Genomic DNA, 18917 nt, shown 5'->3' on the forward strand with positions numbered 1-18917 from the left:
AGACGGAACCTAGACAGCTCCACTCTCACCCCGGAGGCCTTCACCTATCCAGAGAAACAACGTCCCTGGACATCACACCTAGGCGTCAGCGCCCCATGATCGGGTCGAGCAGCCCCTCGAGCATGCCTGGGGAGGGGCTCGGGGACGGCGACGGCGACGGGGTGGGTCGCTGGGTCGGGGTGGTCGGCCGGGGGCTGGGCGTGGTGGGCCGGGTGGGGGTGGCCGCCGGCGTCGTCGGTGGGGCAGCCGTCGTCGACGCGGAGCCTCGGTCGGGGGTGCGCCCGCTCGACGTGGCTGCGTCCCGGTCGCGCTCGCCGCGCTCGTCGGGGGAGTCGTCGCCCTTCTCGTCGCGCCGCTCGCGGTCGGTGCCGGGCTCGGTGCTGCGCGGGGTGGGGGTCGGGCTGCTGGTCGCGGGTCGGGGCTCGGCGGCGGCCGACGGGTCGCCACCGTCGCCGAGGGAGGTCAGGGCGACCGCGCCGACGGCGAGCATGAGGAGCACGGCGCAGGCGGCGGCCGTGCTGAGGGTGCGGATGCGCACGGGACCTCCCGGGGTGGACGACCTTCCACCGTAGAGAACGACACAACCGCCCGCCGGTGACGCGCCCGGCCCTACGATGGGTCCGCACGCCTCCGTAGCTCAGTCGGTAGAGCGCCTTACTTGTAATAAGGATGTCGCGGGTTCGATTCCTGTCGGAGGCTCCGAGCGCCAGCGAGGAGACTCCGACAGGAATCGGGAGGACCCTCCACGGCGCAGCCGTCCCTCAGGGACGGCTCCTGTCCTCCGCTCCGAGCGCCAGCGAGGAGACTCCGACAGGAATCGGGAGGATCATCGCGGCGAAGCCGCCGGGCGTGACGGCTCCTGTCCTTCGCTCCGAGCGCCAGCGAGGAGACTCCGGCTGGGATCGGGAGGATCATCGCGGCGAAGCCGCCGGGCGTGACGGCTCCTGTCCCCGGTCCCACACTGGGTGCGCGGCCCACCCGGGTCGTGTCAGCCGAGCTCTGCGCGTCGCTCCGACGCTCCTGGCGGCGCGGGCTCGTCGGTGGGGTGGGGAACACCTCGAGACCGCACGGTCGCCCGCGAAGCCGTGCCTCCGGGCCCTGCGCTCCTGGCCGTCGGGTCGGCGCGGACCGCCTGCCGACACGGGAGAGGTCGTGACCGATCGGTCCCTCGGTCTCGGGAAGCACATCAAGGGGGAGGGACAGCCATGGAGGGCCACGAGACCCCCCGTGCGGACCTGCGCGTGGTCCCGGGGGCCGACGACGTGCCCGCACCGCCTGTTGGTGGAGCGGAGGCGACGAATGCCGTCACGGCACGGTCGCGGGTGGTGGGGGCGCTGCTGGACCTGCAGGCCGCCGTCCCGCTGACCTCGGCCCTGCTGACCATCAGACGTCGTCCGGCGGGGCCCGAGCTGCCGGTCTTCGCCTACGGCGAGCGGCCCGGTCGGGCGGCCGAGCAGCGGGACGTCAGCGCGTCGGCCCCGTTGCCGCGGGAGTCCGTCCCGGGTGCCTCGCGTGAGTGCCATGCCGTCTCCTGCGTGTTCACGCACGACGGTCGTGCGGTGGGGGCGCTGCGGGTGGTGGTCTCGGGTGAGCTGGGCGATGACGCGCTCGCGGCGGTCGAGCAGGCCCGGGCCGTGCTGGAGGAGGAGATCGTGGCGTTCGTGCTGGCCGGGGACGCCGGACTCACCGACCGTGAGCTGGACGTGCTGCGTGCGATGGCGACCGGTGCCACGAACCGGGAGATCGCCGTGGAGCTGCATCTGTCCCTCAGCACGGTCAAGACGCACGTGGAGCGCATCCTGGGCAAGCTCGATGCCGCCAACCGCATCCAGGCCGTGCGCAGGGCGACCCGCACCGGCCTGGCGTAGCGACGAGGCGGTCCCGAGCGCACGTCGCGGATCCGGCTCCGCTGCCGGCCCACGTCACCCGGACGGGACGACACGGACTTCTCACGCCCGGGTAATCAGGCCGTCATCTGCGTTCTGTCTACTTCAAGTAGACAACGATTCACGTCAGTGGATAGGCTCGCAGTGCGGGCCTCGCACCGGCGCGGCACCCCGAGGAGCAGCATGACCAGCACCGCATCCCCCCTGGCGACCCTGGCCAAGGAGAGCGAGACGACGTTCATCCTGGCCCTGTTCGTCGACCTCACCGGCAAGCCCTGCGCCAAGCTCGTGCCCGTCGAGGCCGTGGAGGAGCTCGCCCGCGAGGGCGTCGGCTTCGCCGGCTACGCCGCGGGCGCGATGGGCCAGGAGCCCCAGGACCCCGACATCATGGCGATCCCCGACCCGGCCTCGTTCACGCCGGTGCCGTTCGTCAAGGAGGGCCTCGCCCTCGTCCACTGCGACCCCCACGTGGAGGGTGAGCCGTGGCGCTTCGCCCCGCGCGTGATCCTGCGTCGGATGATCGAGCGCGCCGCCGAGCGCGACCTCTCGGTCTACCTCGGCGCCGAGATCGAGTACTTCCTCGTGGCGAAGGACGAGCGTGGCGCCCTCGTCACCGCCGACCCCTCCGACTCCGCCGCCCGCCCCTGCTACGACGCGCGCGGCGTGACCCGCATGTTCGACCACCTCGCGTCGGTCTCGACGGCGATGAACCAGCTCGGCTGGGGCAACTACGCCAACGACCACGAGGACGGCAACGGCCAGTTCGAGCAGAACTTCGACTACGCCGACGTCCTCACCACCGCGGACCGCGTGATCACCGCGCGCTACCTGATCTCGATGCTCGCGGAGCAGCGTGGCATGACCGCGACCTTCATGCCCAAGCCGTTCGGCGACCGCACCGGCAGCGGCCTGCACATGCACCTGTCGCTGTGGAAGGACGACGAGCCGCTCTTCCCCGCGGCCGACGACCCGCGCGGGCTGGGCCTGTCCGAGCTCGCCTACCAGGCGATCGCCGGCGTCCTCGAGCACGCCGGCGCGCTGCAGGCGCTCGTCGCGCCCACCGTGAACTCCTACAAGCGCACCGGCGCGGTCGCGACGACGTCGGGTGCGTCGTGGGCGCCGCGCGTGCCCACCTACGGCGGCAACGACCGCACCCACCTGGTGCGTGTGCCCGACGGCAACCGCATCGAGCTGCGCGGCGGCGACGGCTCGGCCAACCCGTACCTGGCGGCCGCCGGCGCGATCGGCGCGGTGCTCGACGGGGTGGAGCGCCGCCTCGACCCCGGCGCGCCCGGGGGGAGCGACGACGCCGACCGTGCGCCCCTGCCGCTCACCCTCCTGCACGCGGTGGAGGCCCTCGAGGCCGACACCGCCGTGTCCGGCGTGCTCGACAGCGTCGGCCCCGACGTCGCCCGCTACTTCGCCCGGCTCAAGCGCGAGGAGTTCTTCACCTGGCACAGCCAGGTGAGCGCCTGGGAGGTCGACCACTACCTGACGGCGTTCTGAGCCGGCCCGCCCCCTGACCCACCTGAAGGAGACACCCATGTGCGGCATCGTCGGACTCCACCTCCGCAACCCCGACCTGCACCCCCGACTCGGTGAGCTGCTCACCGGCATGCTCTGCGAGATGGAGGACCGCGGCGCGGACTCCGCGGGGGTCGCCGTCTACGGCGACCCGACGTGGGCCCCGCCCGGCACGGCCACCGTGTCCGTCCTCGCCGACGGCCTCGACGCCCCCGCCCTCGCCGAGGAGCTCGCGGCAGCCGTGGGCGGCAGCGTCGACGTCACGACCGCCGGCCCGACGCTGCTCGTGCACGCGGCGGTCGACGCGTCGACGCTCGCCGCCGCGGTGCGCGCCGCGGCTCCGGACGCGCTCGTGATCGGGTTCGGCGAGGACCTCGCGGTACTGAAGGGCGTCGGACGTCCGCGCGACCTCGCCGCAGCCTTCGGCCTGCCGGCCGCGCAGGGCTGGCAGGGCGTCGGGCACACGCGCATGGCCACCGAGTCGGCCGTGACCCCGGCCGGCAGCCACCCCTACGCCGTCGGCCCGGACCAGTGCATGGTGCACAACGGCTCGTTCCACAACTACCCGACCATCCGCCGCGAGCTCGAGGCACGCGGCGTCCGGTTCGACAGCGCCAACGACACCGAGGTCGGCGCCCGCTTCGTCGCCCAGTGCCTCGAGGACGGCCTCGACGTGGAGACCGCGCTCAAGGAGCTGTGCCGCACGTTCGACGGCTTCTACACGCTCCTCGTCTCGAACCGCGACTCCTTCGCCGTCGTGCGCGACGCCATCGCCTGCAAGCCGGCCGTGGTCGCCGAGACCGACGACTGGGTCGCCATGGCGTCGGAGTACCGGGCGCTCGTCGGGCTGCCCGGCATCGAGTCGGCCCGCCTGTTCGAGCCGGAGCCGGAGCGGATCTACGCATGGACCCGCTGACCGCGACGCTCTCCCCGACCCGCGACCCGAAGGACCTCAGCATGACCGACACGCTCGAGCTCGACCTCGCCGTCAGCACCCTCCGCGAGGTCAACGCCCGTCTGCACGACCCCGACCTCGGTGTCGACGACGTCGTCGTGACCCACCCGGCTGGGCGGCACAGCGTCGCCGTCGGGCTGAACCGTCCGATGACCGTGACGGTCAAGGGCCACGTCGGCTACTACGCGGCAGGCATGAACCAGTCCGCCGACGTCGTCGTCGAGGGCAACGCGGGCGTCGGGGTCGCCGAGAACATGATGAGCGGGTCGGTGTGGGTGAAGGGCAGCGCGTCGCAGTCGGCGGGCGCCACCGCGCACGGCGGGCTGCTCGTCGTCGAGGGCGACGCGGCCGCCCGCTGCGGGATCTCCATGAAGGGGGTCGACATCGTCGTCGGCGGGAGCATCGGCCACATGAGCGCCTTCATGGCGCAGGCCGGCCGGCTCGTCGTCCGCGGCGACGCCAGCGACGCGCTCGGCGACTCCATCTACGAGGCGCGCATCTACGTGCGTGGCGCGGTCGCGTCGCTGGGCGCCGACTGCGTGGCCAAGGAGATGCGACCCGAGCACCACGAGGAGCTCGCGACCCTGCTGAAGAGCGCCGGCTACGAGGACGACGACACCCACGCCTACACGCGCTACGGCTCGGCCCGCAGCCTCTACCACTTCCACGTCGACAACACGTCGGCCTACTGACAGCGAGGGCAGCGACCATGACCCAGTACCGCACGCAGCCGCGCACGTCGGCCACGTTCGACCCGGCCACCATCGCGGAGATCCAGCGCGCCGCCGACACCGGCATCTACGACATCCGGGGCTGGGGCGCCAAGCGTCCGCTCCCGCACTTCGACGACCTGCTGTTCCTGGGCGCGAGCATGTCGCGCTACCCCCTCGAGGGCTACCGGGAGCGGTGCGGCACCGACGTCGTCCTCGGCGACCGGCACGCCACGTACCCGCTCCACCTCGAGACGCCCGTGACGATCGCCGGCATGAGCTTCGGCGCGCTGTCGGGCCGGGCCAAGGAGGCGCTCGGTCGCGGCGCGAGCGAGGTCGGCACGTCGACGACGACCGGTGACGGCGGCATGACGCCGGAGGAGCGCAGCCAGAGCAAGCACCTCGTCTACCAGTACCTGCCGTCGCGCTACGGCATGAACCCCGACCACCTGCGCCAGGCCGACGCGATCGAGGTCGTGCTCGGCCAGGGGGCCAAGCCCGGGGGCGGCGGCATGCTGCTGGGGCAGAAGATCACCGAGCGGGTCGCCCAGATGCGCACGCTCCCGCAGGGGGTGGACCAGCGCAGCGCGTCGCGCCACCCCGACTGGACCGGCCCGGACGACCTGACCATCAAGATCGGCGAGCTGCGCGAGATCACCGACTGGGAGAAGCCCGTCTACGTCAAGGTCGGCGCCACGCGCACCTACTACGACGTCAAGCTGGCGGTGCACGCCGGCGCCGACGTCGTCGTGGTCGACGGCATGCAGGGCGGGACGGCCGCCACGCAGGAGGTGTTCATCGAGCACGTGGGCATCCCGACGCTCGCGGCGATCCCGCAGGCCGTCCAGGCGCTGCAGGAGCTCGGCGTGCACCGCAAGGTGCAGCTGATCGTCTCCGGCGGCATCCGCACCGGGGCCGACGTGGCGAAGGCGATGGCCCTCGGGGCCGACGCGGTCGCGATCGGCACGGCGGCGCTGGTCGCGCTGGGCGACAACGACCCGCGCTGGCAGGCCGACTACGAGGCCCTCGGCACCAGCGCCGGGGCCTACGACGACTTCCAGGAGGGCAAGGACCCCGCGGGCATCACGACGCAGGACCCGGAGCTGCAGCAGCGGCTCGACCCGGTGGAGGGCGGGCGACGCCTGGCGAACTACCTGCGCGTGCTGACCATGGAGGCGCAGACCATCGCGCGGGCCTGCGGCAAGGCGCACCTGCAGCACCTCGAGCCCGAGGACCTCGTCGCCATCACCATCGAGGCCGCCGCGATGGCGCGGGTCCCGCTCGCGGGCACGTCGTGGATCCCCGGCCAGGCCGCGGGCGGGTCCTGGTGACCGCCTCGCGTGCCGTCGTCGTCGGCGGCGGGCTGATCGGGCTGTCGATCGCGCGCGCCCTCACCGAACGCGGGCTCCGCGACGTCGTCGTGCTGGAGCGCGGGCTCCTCGCGAGCGGCGGCACCGGCAAGTCCAGCGGCATCGTGCGCGCCCACTACGGCGTGCCGTCCATCGCGGCGATGGCCTGGCGCAGCCTGCCGGTCCTCGAGGCGCTCGGGGCCGAGGTCGGGTTCCGCCAGGTCGGCTACACGGTGGTCGTCGGCGAGGAGAACGCCGGACCACTGAAGGACAACACGGCCATGCACCAGGGCCTCGGCATCGAGGTCGATCTCCTCGACCCCGACCAGGTCGCCGCGCTGTGGCCGATGATGAACGTCGACGACGTGGTGCTCGGCGCCTACGAGCCGCGCGGCGGGTTCGCCGACGCCACCCAGCTGGCCCTGCACCACGGCCAGCGAGCCCGCGCCCACGGGGCGCGGGTGCGCCAGAACGCCCCGGTCGCGCGGATCGTCACGTCGGACAGCCGGGTCACGGGTGTCGAGCTGGCCGACGGCGAGCTCGTGGGGGCCGACCTGGTCGTCGTCGCGGCGGGCTGGTGGTCCGCCCGGCTCCTCGCCGACCTCGGCGTGCACTTCCCGGTCGAGGCGTACCGCTCGGAGCTGCTCGTCGTCGACACCGGCGAGCCGCTGCCCGACCTGCCCGTCGTCTCGGACCTCGTGAGCCTGCAGTACTGCCGGCTCGAGGGGTCCGGGCAGTTCCTCGTCGGCACCAGTGACCACGCCGACTTCGGCCACCAGCTCGTCGACCCCGACCACTACTCCAACATCGCGAGCGAGGCCACCCTCGAGGCGTACGCCGAGAAGCTGCTCCACCGGTTCCCCGGCTTCCCCGACCCGTCGGTCACCCACACGTACGCGGGCGTCTACGACGTCCCGCCGGACTGGAACCCGGTCATCGGCCCGGTCGGGGACGTCGACGGCCTCGTGCTCGCCGCTGGCTTCGCGGGGCACGGCTTCAAGATCAGCCCCGCGGTGGGCGACCTCGTCGCCGACCTCGTGCTCGAGGGCGACAGCACCGACCCCGACGTGCCCGCGTCGGACTTCCGGCTGTCGCGCTTCGCGGAGGGCGACCTCCTGACCAGCCTGCACCCCTACGTCGGTGCGGGGGAGATGCGGTGACCGGCTCCGCCCCGTCGCCGCTGCGGTCACGTCCGCCGGCCACCGTCGCGTCGCTCCTGGCCGACGTGCGCGACGTCGGTCGGGACCCGCGGCGCGGCGGCTACTCGCGGTTCGCGTACGAGGCCGCCGAGCTCGAGCTGCGCACGTGGTTCGAGGCCGAGGCGCGGCGACGCTCGCTTGACGTCGTCACCGACCGCAACGGCATCCTCTGGGCGTGGCGCGCCGCGCCGGACGGGTCGCTCGACGACGCCGTCGTGACCGGCAGCCACCTCGACTCCGTGCCCGGCGGCGGGGAGTTCGACGGACCGCTCGGGGTCGCGTCGGCGTTCGCGGCGCTGGACCTCCTCGACGCCCGGGGCGTCCGCGGTGACCGCCCGCTGGCGGTCGTCGCGTTCCCGGAGGAGGAGGGTGGCCGCTTCGGGCGCGCCTGCCTCGGCTCACAGCTGATGACGGGCGAGCAGGACCCCGACCGGGTGCTCGGCCTGGTGGACGCCGACGGCACGTCGCTCGCGGACGCGCTCACCCGTGCCGGTCTCGACCCCGTGCACCTCGGCCGCGACGAGGAGGCGCTGCGCCGCATCGGCGTCTTCGTCGAGCTGCACGTCGAGCAGGGTCGCGGTCTCGTCGACCTCGACCAGCCGGTCGCCGTCGCCTCCTCGATCCTCGGGCACGGCCGCTGGCGCCTGACCGTCATGGGGGAGGGGAACCACGCGGGCGCGACGCTCATGGCCGACCGGCGCGACCCGATGGTCGCCGCCGCCCAGGTCGTCGTCGCGGTCCGCGACCTGGCCCGCAGCCGCCCCGACGCGCGGGCGACGGTCGGACGCCTCCAGCCCGTCCCGGGCGGCACGAACGTCATCGCGTCGCGCGTCGACCTGTGGCTCGACGTGCGGCACCCCGACGACGACGTCACGCGCGCGCTCGTCGCGCAGGTCCTCGAGGAGGCGCACGCCGTGTGCGCGGCCGAGGGCTGCACCGTGGAGCTCGTCGAGGAGTCCTACAGCGGGCAGGTCCGCTTCGACGCCGGCCTGCGCGACCGCCTGTGCCACGTGCTGCCCGACGCGCCGGTGCTGGCGACGGGTGCAGGGCACGACGCCGGCGTCCTCGCGGCACACGTCCCGTCGGCGATGCTCTTCACGCGCAACCCCACGGGGGTGTCCCACTCGCCGGAGGAGCACGTCGACGACGCGGACGCCGAGGCGGGTGCGGCCGCCCTCGCCGCCGTGCTGCAGGACCTGCTGGCACCGCGGGGGCACCGCTAGGATCGCCCGCATGACCGACGACGCGCCGCTGCTGCGCAACGCCGCCGGCAGCGCCCGCGACCGCGACCCGGCGGAGCCGGTGGAGGCGATGGCGCTCGAGCAGGCCATCGCGGTCAACGTCCGGCACCACCGCACCGCGGCAGGGCTGTCGGTCGCCGACATGGCGCAGCGGCTCGGGCTGTCGAAGGCGATGCTGTCGAAGATCGAGAACGCGCAGACGTCGTGCAGCCTCGCCACGCTGCAACGCCTGGCGACCGGGCTCGACGTGCCGGTCACCTCCCTCGTGCGGGGCGCCGACGAGGAGCGTCAGGCCGTGTTCACGCCGGCGGGGCAGGGTCCGCGCATCGCCCGGCACGGCACCAAGGAGGGGCACGAGTACGAGCTGCTCGGCGCCCTCCGCGGTCAGCACAAGCGGCTGGAGTCGCTCATGGTGACGCTGACCGAGGACAGCCAGACGTACCCGCTCTTCCAGCACCCGGGCACCGAGTTCCTGCACGTCCTCGAGGGCCGCATGGTCTACGGCCACGGCCGCGAGACCTACGAGCTGGGCCCGGGCGACTCGCTGCAGCTCGACGGCGAGGGCGCGCACGGCCCGGTCGAGCTCAAGGAGCTGCCCATCCGCTTCCTCTCAGTGATCGCCTTCCCCGACGCCAGCGTCTGAAAGCAGGCCGCCGGGACGGGCTCGTTTGCCTGGGGCCCCACGCAAACCGGCTCGCCCCCACGCAACCGTGCGCCGGATCTGCGCGTTTCCGTGGGGCCCCACGCAAACGCGCAGAGGGGGCGGGGACACGAACGGGCCGGCGGCGTCGAGACGCTCGCCGGCCCATCACGGGTACTGCGGGGCGGTCAGCCCATGCGGCGGACCTTGTAGGAGCTGCTCCAGATCCGCTCGCGCTTGACCGACTGGCCCGTGCGCGGCGAGTGCCAGATCGTGTTGTCGCCGGCGTAGATGCCGACGTGGTAGGCGCCGTTGCCGCCGTAGAAGACGATCAGGTCGCCCACGCGCTTGCGGTACTTGGAGATCTTGATGCCCTGCTTCGCCTGCTGGCCGGCGGTGCGGCCGAGCGTGGTGACGTGGGCCTTGCGGAAGACGTAGCGGGTGTAGCCCGTGCAGTCGAAGCCCGAGCGCGAGGTGCCGCCCCACTTGTAGGGCGTGCCCCGCAGGGACTTCGCGATCTTCATGACCTTCTTGTTCTCCTGCGGCGTGAGCGCGGAGGCGCTGCCGGCAGCGAGCGTGGTGCCGAAGGAGAGGGACAGCAGGAGCATGGCGACGCCGAGGGCGCGCGTGACGTGACGCATCTGGTTCCTTCACGACGCTTGCGGAACGTGACCTGTCGGGCTCGTGCTGGAAGGTGCACGCCACACGTGGTGGTAAGCCCCGAGCGCCTCGTGACGAGGCGCGGACTGCTCGGCGGTCCCGCTCCACCCTGGATGTGTCTAGCGGATCGCACGGGCGAGGGTGGACTCAGCGCACCCGTGCGCGGGCCTCCCTTGTCTGAGGCCTCGGCGAGCATAGGTGGTCGTCAGGCAGGTCGGGGCGCGAATGACCGTTCCGGTGTCCTTGGAGGAACCTCCAGGAACCCCATTCTGCCCTGCCGTTGCAGTCGAGAACGGTCTGGCGCCGGAGCCGGTCCCGCGACGTCGGTGCGGCGAAGGTCACGGCGTGCGACGGGCCCGGGGGTGGCGACACCGGTACTTCGGACCCACTCTCGTGAAAGAATCGACGTGTTCCGTCGTACCGTCCAGGGGCCAGCATGCTCGACGTCGTCTCGTTGCGCGTCTCCTTCGCCGTCGTGGCGGTCACGCTGCTCGCGCTGTTCTACTTCGTGGCGTACCGCTCGACCCGGTCCGCCTACGCCGGCTGGTGGTGCGTGGCCCTCGGCGCGTTCCTCGCGGGCTCCGGCGCCTACCTCCTCGACGGCACGTCGCAGCAGTGGTGGGGCAACCCGCTCGGCAACGTCTGCATCGTGGGCGGTGCGGCCTCCGTCTGGGCCGGTGCGCGCGCCGTCAGCGGGCTGCGCGTCAGCTGGCTGCTCGTCGGTGCGTCGCTGGCGGCGCTGCTGGCCGCGTCGGCGCTGGACCACCCGGGCCGCAACGACTGGTCGGGCGGCCCGTTCTTCCTCGGCCTCATGACCATCTACCTGGCACTGGCGGCGTCGGAGCTGCACCGTGCCTGGAGACGGCTGCCCGTCCCCGGGCCGCGGGCCCGCGTCTACCGACCGATCCTGCGCTCGCTCACCCTCATGTGCACCGGCGTCGCGCTCTTCTACCTGGCGCGCTTCGTCGCGTTCCTCGCGGTCGGCCAGGACGGGCGTCTGTTCGACGTGTTCCTGGGCAGCCAGGTCACGACCCTCGTCACCACGGTCATGCTGGCGACGGTGTCGTTCAGCATGACGGCGCTCAGCTACGCCGACGACACGATCGACCTGCGGGCGCGCGCCACCCGCGACGGCCTGACCGGTCTGCTCAACCGGGACGAGCTGATGCAGCAGCTGGCGCAGCGCTGGCGCGCGCACCGCCGGCGCGCCGTGCACGGTGTCGTCGTGATGGCCGACCTCGACCACTTCAAGCGGGTCAACGACGTGCACGGGCACGCGGCCGGCGACTTCGCGCTGCAGATGTTCGCCGCCGCCTGCCGGTCGGCGCTCGGGCCGGGAGACCTCGCCGGCCGCGTCGGGGGCGAGGAGTTCGTGCTCTTCCTCGACCAGGCTGACCTCGACGAGGCGCGCGCCGCGGTGGACCAGGTCGGGGCCACGCTGCAGCGCGGGACGCTGCCGGACGGCACCGTCCTGCCGACGGTCAGCTACGGGCTGACCGTCGCCCGCCGGGGCGACGACCCCGACGTGGCGATCGGCCGCGCCGACCGTGCCCTCTACGTCGCCAAGAGCGAGGGACGCGACCGCGTGGCCGTGTCCGACGCCGACGACGTCACCCCCGACGGCCCGAGACCGCCTACCATCGCCCCATGAGCGACTGGCGTGCCGACCGGGTGCAGCAGGTGCGTGACCTCGTCCAGGCGGCTGCGCCCGACGCGGTCGAGGAGGTCAAGTGGCGCAAGCCGTCGAACCCCGACGGGGTGCGGACGTTCTCCTGCGACGGGCTGCTCTGCACCGTGGAGACCTACAAGGACAAGGTCAAGGTGACGTTCGCGCGGGGCGCGTCGCTCGACGACCCGAGCCACGTGTTCAACGCCAGTCTCGACGCGGGGACGCGCAGGGCGGTGGACCTGCGCCAGGACGACACGCTCGACGCCGACGCGTTCACCGCGCTGGTGCGCGCGGCGGTGGCCCACAACCGCGCCTGACCGGCTCGGGGAGTGGCCTCGTCGCCGCTCGTCCCTAGACTGGCCGACGTGGACCATCCTCCGAGTACCGGCCGCGACCTCCCCCCGTCCGTCGACGGGAGGTCGTGATGGACACCGGCACCCTGCTCAACCTGGCGCTCGTCATGGTCTTCGTCCTCGTGGGCGGCGTGTTCGCGGCGACCGAGCTGGCCCTGGTGTCGCTGCGCGAGAGCCAGCTGGGCCAGATGGAGCGCAGCGGGTCGCGAGGCCGCAAGGTCGCCGAGCTGGCCCGCGACCCCAACACGTTCCTCGCCGCCGTCCAGATCGGCGTGACCGTGGCGGGCTTCCTGTCCGCCGCCTACGGAGCCTCGACCCTCGCCCCTGACGTCGCGCCGTCGCTCGAGGCGCTGGGACTCAGTCCCGGGGCCGCCTCGAGCCTCGCCCTCGTCGGCATGACGCTGCTCATCGCCTACCTGTCGCTCGTCTTCGGCGAGCTCGTGCCCAAGCGGTTCGCGCTGCAGAAGTCGGGCACGATCGCCCTGCTCGTGGCGCCGCCGCTGTCGCGCTTCGCGACGCTGATGCGGCCGGTCATCTGGCTGCTGTCGCTCTCGACGAACGTGGTGGTGCGGCTGCTCGGCGGCAACCCGCACGCGACGAGCGAGGAGATGACCGAGGACGAGCTGCGCGACCTGGTGGGAGCGCACGAGAGCCTGGAGGAGGACGAGCGCCAGATCCTCCAGGACGTGTTCACCGCGACGGACCGGACCCTGCGCGAGGTGATGCGACCGCGGGGTGCCGTCGACTTCCTCGACGGCGGCATGAGCCTGGCGGAGGCCGCGGGCGCCGCTCTCGCCATGCCCCACTCGCGCTACCCGGTGACCCGCCGCCGCTCCAGCGACGACGTCATCGGCTTCGTGCACGTGCGCGACCTGCTGGCGGTGCCGACCGACTCCGCTGCGGAGGTCGTGGCCGACATCGTGCGCGAGATCCCCGTGCTGCCGAGCACGAACCGGATCCTCCCGGCCATGGCGCAGATGCGCAGCGAGGGCGTGCACATCGCGCTCGTCGTCGACGAGTACGGCGGGACCGACGGCATCGTCACCCTCGAGGACATCATCGAGGAGCTCGTGGGCGAGATCCGCGACGAGTACGACCTGGCCGAGAAGGCCGAGCTGCTGCACTCGCCGGAGGGCGACGACCTCGACGCCGGCATGCACCTCGACGACCTCGAGGAGCTGACCGGCCTCGAGCTGCTGCACGAGTCGGGCCACTACTCGACGGTCGCGGGCCTGGTGCTCGAGAGGCTCGGCCACATCCCCCAAGTCGGGGAGACCGTCGACCTCGGCCCGTACCGGCTGACCGTCACCGCGGTCGACGGCCGCCGCATCGACCGGGTCACCCTCGTCCGACGGGCCGACGCGGAGTCCGAGCCGGACGGCGAGGGCGAGGAGACCGGGCGCGACGACCCCGAGCGCTGAGGCCGCACCGTCCCGGCACCGTGTGGCGCCCGCGTCAGAGCAGGTCGGCCAGGTCGCGCAGCTCCGAGCGGCGCGTCACGCCCAGCTTCTTCATGGCACGGTGCAGGTGCGACTCGACCGTGCGCACGCTCACGAACTGCTGGCGTGCGACCTCGGCGTTGGAGCGGCCCTGCAGCACCGCCATCACGACCTCGCGCTCGCGCGCGGTCAGGGAGGGGCCGGTCGTGGTCCGCTCGGCGACGAACACCGCCTCCGGGTGCAGACGACGCAGCTCCGCCAGGTCCGCCGCGAGCGCACGGGCCCGCGCCCCGGGTGGCGTCAGGCGTGAGGCGGCGAGCGTGAGGCGGTAGGCCCCGACGATGGCGCCGTGCTCCAGCATCTCGTGCCGGAGGGTCGCCAGCGCCTCGGCATCGGCGGCGTCCCGTGCCTGGAGGGCACGGTTGTAGAGGGTCGTCATCGGGCTGTCCACCTCGGCGGCGCAGCTCTCGGCGAGCTCCCGCGACCGTGGTGTGGAACAGATGTCCCGGGCGTGGATGGCCAGGATCGCCGCGGTGCTCGTCCATCCCCGACGGCGTGCCTCCGTGGCGTGGTCCAGGAGGGTCTCCGACGCGTCCGCGGGCCGTCCTGACGAGCGGAGGACGGCGGTGTGCCGCCAGGCGGCCGTGTCGTACGGGTCGGGGCCGAGCTCGAGAGCGTCGGGGGCCCAGGTGTGCAGGGCCGAGGCGAGGACGGGGTCGTCGTCCCACAGCGAGAGGACCGCGGCCAGCTGCGGCGTGGAGACGCTGTCCTGGGCCGCACCCTCCCAGGGGAGCGCCAGCGCGGTCTCCACGTACCGCCGGGCGAGCCCGAGCTGACCTCCGACGAGCATGAGCACGCCCACGCTCGACCCGAGGTAGGCGACCTGGTCGAGCCGGCCGCTGGCGACGGCGTCGTCCACGGTCCGGGTCACGAGGGCGCGGGTCCCCCGCAGGTCGCCGCGGAACGCGGTCACCAGGCTCTGCAGACCCCGCAGCCGGGGGACGAGGCGCACGACCTCCCCGGACTCCTCCGCCAGCGCCGACGCCAGGGGCAGGTCGGGCTTCGCCGCAGCGGTCCGCCCGGAGGCGAGGGCTACGTAGAGACGCGCCTCGCAGGCCTTCGCGCGCGCGAGCGGGTGGGCGCGCGGGTCGTCCGCCGGCGCCTCGGTCCTGCGATCGCCGCCGGCCACGACCTCCAGGACCGTGGTGGCCGCCGCGATGGCCAGCCGCACGTCGTCGGACCCGTCGTCGAACCGCGCCAGCTGCTCGAGCGCTGAGGTGAGCGCCGTCTCGTCGGACGTGAGTCGTGTCGACCGTTCCGCGATGCCGAGGACGCGAGCGAGCGTCGGGCCCTCCGCCGTTCCGGCGGAGATGAGGCAGGCCGAGAGGTCCTGGGGGTCCGGCGCCGCGGCCTGGCGGACGAGCTGCGCGCGCCAGCCGAGCTCGCGAGGGACGCGACCGACCGGGCAGCCCGGCGTCGGCCCGTCGACCACGACGGGTGGCACCCACATCGGTGGGGACGCGGAGCGGGCGACGGCGTCGGAGGTCCGGCGGACGTGGTCGGCGAGCAGCGCCGCCACGAGGACGGCGCGTCGGTCGCCCTGGCGGACGGTCCGCACGTGGCCGAGGCTCTCCAGCCGGTCGAGCGCGTCGAGCGCCGCGGGGGGCAGGTCGCCGAGGCCCGAGCGACCGGCCGTCGCGAACGTGGTCAGCCACTGGCAGTCGACGGGGGACAGCTCGCGCAGGTAGGCCTGCCAGAGTCCGTCGAGGGAGCGCGACACCAGGGTCGCGCGCAGGTCCCAGGCGCCGTCGACCTGCGTGATCGAGCCGTCGAAGACCCCGTCGTCCACGAGGTGCTCGGCGACCCCGACCACCCCGCCGGAGAGGGCGAACACCTCGCTCAGCAGCCTCGCGCTGACGGCCCCTCCGAGCCGCTCGCGCAGCGTCGCCAGCAGGGCGGTGGGTGCGAGGCTCGGGGCGTCGACCACGACCGGCGCGCCGCTGAGGACGCGCGGCGCCGCCCGGCCGGCGAGGTCGGTGCGGTACGCGGCCGCCACGACGAGACCGCGCCGTTCCAGGTGCCGCAGCACGGCGACCGACTGGGCGTCGAGGTGGTCGGCGTCGTCCACCAGCAGGGCAGCGGGACCGGTGCTCGGCAGCCGTCGTCGCACGGCCTCGACCGCTGCCCGCAGCGGGTTGGGCCCGGCGAGCGTGGCGGACTCCAGCAGCCCGCTGATGAGCAGCGCGCCGAACGGGTGGTCGCGCAGGGGCTCGCTGCCCTCCACCCGCCGGTGGGGCACGCGGCGCGACGTCGAGAGCTCGGCCAGACGATCGAGGAGCGTCGTGCGTCCGCTGAGGCGTCGACCGCGGATCTCGATGCTCCGGCCCTCCTCGAGCGCCGTCGTCATGCTCTGCTGTTGTCGTCCTGCCACGTCCACGTCGCAGTCCCCCTGTCTCCTGTGACTTGTCGGCAAGCATGCTCCTCCGCGAGACGCAGGACCAAGCCAGGGACTACGCAAATGGATGGACGGCCTACGCAAGTTCGCGCCTCGTCGTGGACCCGCGTGGCCCTGGCGCACCAGGGTCTGCCGGGAGAGCAGCGGCACCCCGCCCCGGTCGTCGTGGACCGGCAGCAGCGGGGTGTCCGCACGGGGAAGCAGGACGGAACGAGGTCACCGTGGGACTGAGAGGAAGCATCGTGCGCCGGGCGGCCATGGTCGTGGCCGTCGCCGCGCTCGGGGCCGGTCTCGCGACCGCGCCCGCCTCCGCGTCGCCGGTCGCCGCCGCCCCTGCTTCCGAGGCCGTCGGCGCCGCCGTCTCGGACGCCGGCGACGCCCAGAGCGTGTTCGCCGACGCTCCGGGCCCCTACGCCGTGGGTTCCACGGCCTCGCTCGGCGACTGCCGACTCGTGCAGCGGTGGATCCTGCAGCTGGTGATCGGCGACGAGCAGCCCCGCTGCAGCAACGCCTTCCCCTACGGCTTCGAGTCACCGGTCAGCTCGGTCGTCTACTACCCGCGCGACGTCCCCGGTGACGGACGGCTCCCCGTCGTCGACTTCGTCGGCGGGATCTTCTCCGACGTCGGGAACTACGACACGCTGGCCCGCCACTGGGCCAGCCACGGGTTCGTGGTGACCGTGTCGTCGGACTTCGTGAACTCCGGACCGGAGATGCACCTGCTCGGGCTCGCGACCGCCCGGCGGCTCGACGCCGACCCGACGTCGCCGCTGCACGGCCGCGTGGACCTCGGTCGGGTGCTGCTGGCCGGACACTCCGCAGGCGGCGCCGCGGCGCTGCAGACGGCGAGCGTGCCGGCCGACCTGCTGCAGCGGCTCGACCCGCGGCTGCGGGTCAGCGGGACCCTCGCGATCGAGCCGGGGCCCGGCGCCCTCGGATCGACCGTGCGGACGCCGGTCCTCGTCCTCGCCGGTGCCAGGGACACGACCGTCCCGGCCGGCACGTGGCCGCTGCTCACCCAGAGCGGGCTCGTGCGGTCGGTGCCGGGCTGGTTCGCGACCGCCCGGACCGCCGACCACTTCAGCCCCGTGCGCACGGACCTGGCGGACGACGAGTTCGCCGGCATCACGACCGCGTTCCTGTTGTACCGCGGCACCGGCGACGCCGAGGCGACGACGTTCTTCGAGGGCTCGGACTACCGGCTCGCCCGCGACACGACGTTCATCACCCATCCGCTGAACCCGCTGCGCGTCCGCCGCAACGCCGCGGCCGGAGCACTGTGACCGAGATGCACCGCGGTCGCGGACGAGCGAGGTCGCCGGATCCTGACCCGCCCGACGGGAGCCGATCCCGGACGCCCACGGAGGGCGACAGACGTCGCCCTCCAGCCCACGAGCACGACGTCTTGAAAGGACGACACCGATGACGCAGGACATGAGACGACAACGACGACAGCGGCGCAGGCGGACGACCATCGCCGGCACGGCCCTCGTGGGGCTGGGCCTGACGATGGCGGCGCAGTCCGCGATGGCCGGGGACGAGCCCGGTGGCTTCAGTGGCGCCATCCGCAACTACGGCGCGTACGCGGGTGCGTCGCTGCTCGACAACCGCATCAACGTGCGCGCCAACGTCGCGGAGGGTGTCGCGGTGGCGGACAGCGCCGGCCTGAACCCGTACCAGGGAACGGGTGTGGGCTCCTACGCGGTGCCGTCGACGATCGCCAACGACCCGGAGTCGCGCTCCTACGCCCGCGCCTCGCCGATCGGGGCCGGCGCCGTCGGCCTCAACCTGCAGCTGGTGAAGGCCGAGTCGGCCGCGACGACCGTCGTCGACGGCCAGCTCGACGACCAGGACTTCGGCAACCTCACCATCCCGACGCTCGGCTCGCTCGAGGCGCTGACCGGCTCCGCCGAGGCGCGCTGGAACGCGCAGACCGTCGCGCAGGGTGGTCGTCTCGCGTACGCCGAGACGAACACGGGGAGGCTGACCCTCATCGACCCGACCCTCGGGTTCCCGCTGCCGGGCTCGATCTTCCCGGTCGGCGAGGCGGACCTGGGGCAGAACACCAGCGAGGTCAGTCTCGTGCCCGACAGCGCCGTGTGCGCCGACGGTCTGGCGCTGCAGAGCGAGGCGACCTGGGCCTTCGCCGACGTCCGTCTGTTCGACGGGCTCGTGGGGGTCTCCTGGGGCGGTGACGCGGGTGGTCCGGACGCGCCGGGGAGGATCGTCGCCAAGGCGAACGGCAAGCCTGCCGGTGCCTCCCTTGAGGTCCCCGAGCTGCCGGACATGCAGATTCGCATCGGTGACGCGGTCTTCCGGATCGCACCGGGCCTCTCGATCGAGCTCAGCGAGGTCTTCAACGGCTCGCCCGTCGGCGAGGCGCTCAGCAGGCTCCTGGACGGAGAGCTCAACTACGGCGGCATCACGAACGTGGTCGAGGCGTCCGACGGCACCCACGCCGCCGGGTCCATGAACGGTCTCAACGCCGACCTCACGATCGCGCCGATCCCCGGTGTCGCGCCGAACGGCCTGGGCTCCGCGGAGCTCGGGTTCGAGCGCGTCGACGTCGACGCCAAGGCCGCCTCGGGCGGCATCAACTGCACGGGCGGAACCGACAACTCCGGTACCGACAACTCGGGCACGGACAACTCGGGCACGGACAACTCGGGCACGGACAACTCGGGCACGGACAACTCGGGTACGGACAACTCGGGTACGGACAACTCGGGTACGGACAACTCGGGTACGGACAACTCGGGTACGGACAACTCGGGTACGGACAACTCGGGTACGGACAACTCGGGTACGGACAACTCGGGTACGGACAACTCGGGTAC

General features: G+C 73.2%; 15 protein-coding genes, 1 tRNA gene and 1 pseudogene. 14 read left to right on the forward strand and 3 right to left on the reverse strand.

Annotated features, from left to right (window positions below):
- Positions 1–85: 85 nt before the first annotated feature.
- Positions 86–538, reverse strand: coding sequence for a hypothetical protein (locus AC3WRM_RS17845; protein ID WP_492248909.1), 453 nt, complete (start codon positions 536–538; stop codon positions 86–88).
- A gap of 88 nt (positions 539–626) precedes the next feature.
- Here AC3WRM_RS17845 and AC3WRM_RS17850 point away from each other — a divergent pair.
- The 9 genes from AC3WRM_RS17850 (at position 627) to AC3WRM_RS17890 (ending at position 9507) form a co-directional block, all read left to right on the forward strand.
- A tRNA-Thr gene (locus AC3WRM_RS17850) sits at positions 627–699 on the forward strand.
- Between the two features lie 506 nt (positions 700–1205).
- Complete coding sequence (locus tag AC3WRM_RS17855) at positions 1206–1868, forward strand: response regulator transcription factor (protein WP_492248908.1); 663 nt, start codon at positions 1206–1208, stop codon at positions 1866–1868.
- A gap of 201 nt (positions 1869–2069) precedes the next feature.
- Positions 2070–3392, forward strand: a complete 1323-nt coding sequence (gene glnT, locus AC3WRM_RS17860) for a type III glutamate--ammonia ligase (RefSeq protein ID WP_492248907.1) — start codon at positions 2070–2072, stop codon at positions 3390–3392.
- Between the two features lie 37 nt (positions 3393–3429).
- Entirely contained in the window at positions 3430–4326 is an 897-nt protein-coding gene (locus AC3WRM_RS17865) for a class II glutamine amidotransferase domain-containing protein (RefSeq protein ID WP_492248906.1), read from the forward strand.
- The gene (locus tag AC3WRM_RS17870; protein WP_492248905.1) at positions 4314–5057 is read left to right on the forward strand and encodes a hypothetical protein; all 744 of its coding nucleotides are present in this window, start codon (positions 4314–4316) and stop codon (positions 5055–5057) included. Before AC3WRM_RS17865 ends, AC3WRM_RS17870 begins: the two co-directional genes overlap by 13 nt.
- A gap of 17 nt (positions 5058–5074) precedes the next feature.
- Entirely contained in the window at positions 5075–6406 is a 1332-nt protein-coding gene (locus AC3WRM_RS17875) for an FMN-binding glutamate synthase family protein (RefSeq protein ID WP_492248904.1), read from the forward strand.
- The gene (locus tag AC3WRM_RS17880; RefSeq protein WP_492248903.1) at positions 6403–7584 is read left to right on the forward strand and encodes an NAD(P)/FAD-dependent oxidoreductase; all 1182 of its coding nucleotides are present in this window, start codon (positions 6403–6405) and stop codon (positions 7582–7584) included. The genes AC3WRM_RS17875 and AC3WRM_RS17880 overlap by 4 nt, the downstream gene beginning before the upstream one ends.
- Positions 7581–8846 carry an allantoate amidohydrolase gene (locus AC3WRM_RS17885; protein WP_492248902.1) on the forward strand — a complete coding sequence of 422 codons (1266 nt, stop codon included), beginning with the start codon at positions 7581–7583 and terminating at the stop codon, positions 8844–8846. The genes AC3WRM_RS17880 and AC3WRM_RS17885 overlap by 4 nt, the downstream gene beginning before the upstream one ends.
- 10 nt (positions 8847–8856) lie before the next feature.
- Positions 8857–9507 carry a helix-turn-helix domain-containing protein gene (locus AC3WRM_RS17890; RefSeq protein WP_067853961.1) on the forward strand — a complete coding sequence of 217 codons (651 nt, stop codon included), beginning with the start codon at positions 8857–8859 and terminating at the stop codon, positions 9505–9507.
- A 185-nt stretch (positions 9508–9692) separates the two neighbouring features.
- Here the strand turns inward: AC3WRM_RS17890 and AC3WRM_RS17895 are convergent, their stop codons facing one another.
- The gene (locus tag AC3WRM_RS17895) at positions 9693–10145 is read right to left on the reverse strand and encodes a C40 family peptidase (RefSeq protein WP_492248901.1); all 453 of its coding nucleotides are present in this window, start codon (positions 10143–10145) and stop codon (positions 9693–9695) included.
- A gap of 455 nt (positions 10146–10600) precedes the next feature.
- Between AC3WRM_RS17895 and AC3WRM_RS17900 the strand changes: the two genes are divergently transcribed.
- The 3 genes from AC3WRM_RS17900 to AC3WRM_RS17910 all read left to right on the forward strand — a co-directional run bounded on the left by AC3WRM_RS17900 (position 10601) and on the right by AC3WRM_RS17910 (position 13607).
- Positions 10601–11815, forward strand: coding sequence for a GGDEF domain-containing protein (locus AC3WRM_RS17900; RefSeq protein ID WP_492248900.1), 1215 nt, complete (start codon positions 10601–10603; stop codon positions 11813–11815).
- The gene (locus AC3WRM_RS17905; protein WP_492248899.1) at positions 11812–12150 is read left to right on the forward strand and encodes a DUF1801 domain-containing protein; all 339 of its coding nucleotides are present in this window, start codon (positions 11812–11814) and stop codon (positions 12148–12150) included. Before AC3WRM_RS17900 ends, AC3WRM_RS17905 begins: the two co-directional genes overlap by 4 nt.
- A 107-nt stretch (positions 12151–12257) precedes the next feature.
- Positions 12258–13607, forward strand: a complete 1350-nt coding sequence (locus AC3WRM_RS17910) for a hemolysin family protein (RefSeq protein WP_492248898.1) — start codon at positions 12258–12260, stop codon at positions 13605–13607.
- Between the two features lie 34 nt (positions 13608–13641).
- Here the strand turns inward: AC3WRM_RS17910 and AC3WRM_RS17915 are convergent, their stop codons facing one another.
- Positions 13642–16032, reverse strand: coding sequence for a helix-turn-helix transcriptional regulator (locus AC3WRM_RS17915; protein ID WP_492248897.1), 2391 nt, complete (start codon positions 16030–16032; stop codon positions 13642–13644).
- A 269-nt stretch (positions 16033–16301) separates the two neighbouring features.
- Here AC3WRM_RS17915 and AC3WRM_RS17920 point away from each other — a divergent pair, with 269 nt between their 5' ends.
- Together AC3WRM_RS17920 and AC3WRM_RS17925 are read left to right on the forward strand one after the other, a co-directional pair.
- Positions 16302–17363 carry a poly(ethylene terephthalate) hydrolase family protein gene (locus AC3WRM_RS17920; protein WP_492248896.1) on the forward strand — a complete coding sequence of 354 codons (1062 nt, stop codon included), beginning with the start codon at positions 16302–16304 and terminating at the stop codon, positions 17361–17363.
- Positions 17364–17514: 151 nt separating this feature from the next.
- A pseudogene (locus AC3WRM_RS17925) lies at positions 17515–18917 on the forward strand (hypothetical protein); the annotation flags it as partial.

The sequence above is a fragment of the Aeromicrobium sp. EU05-FHT14F07 genome, from assembly GCF_058790455.1.

Bases quoted from the DNA above. Each gene is read 5' to 3' on its own strand.
- AC3WRM_RS17900 (WP_492248900.1), top strand. From the start codon at position 10,601: ATGCTCGACGTCGTCTCGTTGCGCGTCTCCTTCGCCGTCGTGGCGGTC.
- AC3WRM_RS17905 (WP_492248899.1), top strand. From the start codon at position 11,812: ATGAGCGACTGGCGTGCCGACCGGGTGCAGCAGGTGCGTGACCTCGTC.
- AC3WRM_RS17865 (WP_492248906.1), top strand. From the start codon at position 3,430: ATGTGCGGCATCGTCGGACTCCACCTCCGCAACCCCGACCTGCACCCC.
- AC3WRM_RS17870 (WP_492248905.1), top strand. From the start codon at position 4,314: ATGGACCCGCTGACCGCGACGCTCTCCCCGACCCGCGACCCGAAGGAC.
- AC3WRM_RS17895 (WP_492248901.1), bottom strand. From the start codon at position 10,145: ATGCGTCACGTCACGCGCGCCCTCGGCGTCGCCATGCTCCTGCTGTCC.
- AC3WRM_RS17915 (WP_492248897.1), bottom strand. From the start codon at position 16,032: ATGACGACGGCGCTCGAGGAGGGCCGGAGCATCGAGATCCGCGGTCGA.
- AC3WRM_RS17910 (WP_492248898.1), top strand. From the start codon at position 12,258: ATGGACACCGGCACCCTGCTCAACCTGGCGCTCGTCATGGTCTTCGTC.
- AC3WRM_RS17875 (WP_492248904.1), top strand. From the start codon at position 5,075: ATGACCCAGTACCGCACGCAGCCGCGCACGTCGGCCACGTTCGACCCG.
- glnT (WP_492248907.1), top strand. From the start codon at position 2,070: ATGACCAGCACCGCATCCCCCCTGGCGACCCTGGCCAAGGAGAGCGAG.
- AC3WRM_RS17890 (WP_067853961.1), top strand. From the start codon at position 8,857: ATGACCGACGACGCGCCGCTGCTGCGCAACGCCGCCGGCAGCGCCCGC.
- AC3WRM_RS17855 (WP_492248908.1), top strand. From the start codon at position 1,206: ATGGAGGGCCACGAGACCCCCCGTGCGGACCTGCGCGTGGTCCCGGGG.